The following is a 1,502-nucleotide window of genomic DNA, read 5'->3' as shown; positions in this document are numbered from 1 at the left end:
TCTTACTGTGTCATATAATTTGTTGCGTAGTCTATTGCTGTATGGGAAGAGTGCCATCGTTGCATGAGCCGTAGTCCGAGCAGGATACGCAACGTGGTAACGGAATCAGGAACGTGGCGTTGTGCGCGCTGGACTGCCCCGGGGGATGTAATCTGGGGGAAGGGCAGGCAGCGCGCGTTCGGAGAAGTTTTTTTTATCGCCCTCATCTGAGCGCATCCTCAGTCGCTGAGCCATCAGAAATCCGTATGCCGCGATACTCAGCGTGGCATGGTGGTGAAAGCCACGCCAGCCTCGTCCTTCATAATGACCGAGCCCGAACTCCTGTTTCAGGTCCTGATAGTCGCGCTCGATGCGCCAGCGCATTTTGGTCACGAATACCAGCTGTTCAAGTGTCGCCTCTTGCGGGGCGGTAGTGAGAAAGTATTTGAGCGGCTCCGTATCGCCATCTGGCCATTCAATGAGCAGCCACTCTTCGTCGCGCACAGTACTTCGCTCATCATCGCGATGTGCGGGGCGAACCCGTATGGCGGCAAAGCGTGAGCAAAGTGCCGAGTTGCTGCCTTCCCGCCAGGTGACGGTTTGCCAGGCGTTCGCGGGTAATTGCATGGCCAGCGCTTTTACCGCGAGCGGTTCGTGCCCGGGCGCACGGCGCAGCAATGTCGGTGGCTTGCCGCGCCCGCTCCATGGCCTGGGCGGAAGTGGCGCCGTACCCGGTGCCCATACTGAGGTGCCCGGGCGAATGCCCACCGCGTATAACAAACCCAGCTCGCTTATCCCTTCCCGAAAGGCCGTTTCATCACCATATCCTGCATCGGCCAGCACGATGCCCGGTGCAACGCCGGATGCTATAGCCTCGCGAAGCTGGGTCAGCGCAATCTGGGGCTTGGTCTCGAACGCCAGATCGTCGGGAATGCCCGCGCGACGGGACCGGTCCCGATCGTCAATCCATTCCTTTGGGACATACAGCCGCCAGGCAATCGGCAGGCTGCCGCGTTGCGTCGCGATCGACAGGCTCACGGCAACCTGACAGTTGTCCTGTTTCCCGAGCTGCCCACAGTACTGACGCGCCACCCCGACCGAATGACGCCCCTTCTTTGGAAAGCCCGTGTCATCAATAATCCAGTAGTAGCCGGTTTCTTCAGAAGCGTGAGCGCCTAATGCGGGCATCACCCAATCGCGTACCCGCTGCAAGAGCGCCCGGTCAGACCATTCTGCCTTGGCCACAAAGTGGTGGAGGGACTGGTGCTTCGCACTCGCGTGAAGTGGGTCAATATGCGCGGCCATCGGCTCGACGCTCTTGCGGGACAACGGCAACACCAGGCCCGAACAGTAGCCCTTGAGCCCGGCATGGCGATCGGCGTGCCCTAACGCCTGCGCCAGATCGTTCAGATACGCGTCAAATTCATCGACATTCTCTGTCATCGCGATCGCCCGAAGTCTGTATTATTCAATACTACCAGGTATCGCTTCGGCGTAAATATTTTTTTGACACAGTAAGACTA

General features: G+C 58.9%; 1 protein-coding gene. It reads right to left on the bottom strand.

The window, feature by feature from the left end:
* Positions 1-105: 105 nt before the first annotated feature.
* Entirely contained in the window at positions 106-1,422 is a 1,317-nt protein-coding gene (locus PQQ96_RS41935) for an IS701 family transposase (RefSeq protein WP_408303281.1), read from the bottom strand.
* Between the last annotated feature and the right edge of the window lie 80 nt (positions 1,423-1,502).

This window comes from Paraburkholderia sediminicola (genome assembly GCF_046027825.1).
GTDB classification, from domain to species: Bacteria; Pseudomonadota; Gammaproteobacteria; order Burkholderiales; family Burkholderiaceae; genus Paraburkholderia; species Paraburkholderia sediminicola_D.
This window is presented reverse-complemented; position numbering and strand designations above follow the sequence as displayed.

What these genes read in the sequence shown, in the direction of transcription:
- PQQ96_RS41935 (WP_408303281.1), bottom strand. Translation starts at nt 1,422, where the DNA reads ATGACAGAGAATGTCGATGAATTTGACGCGTATCTGAACGATCTGGCG.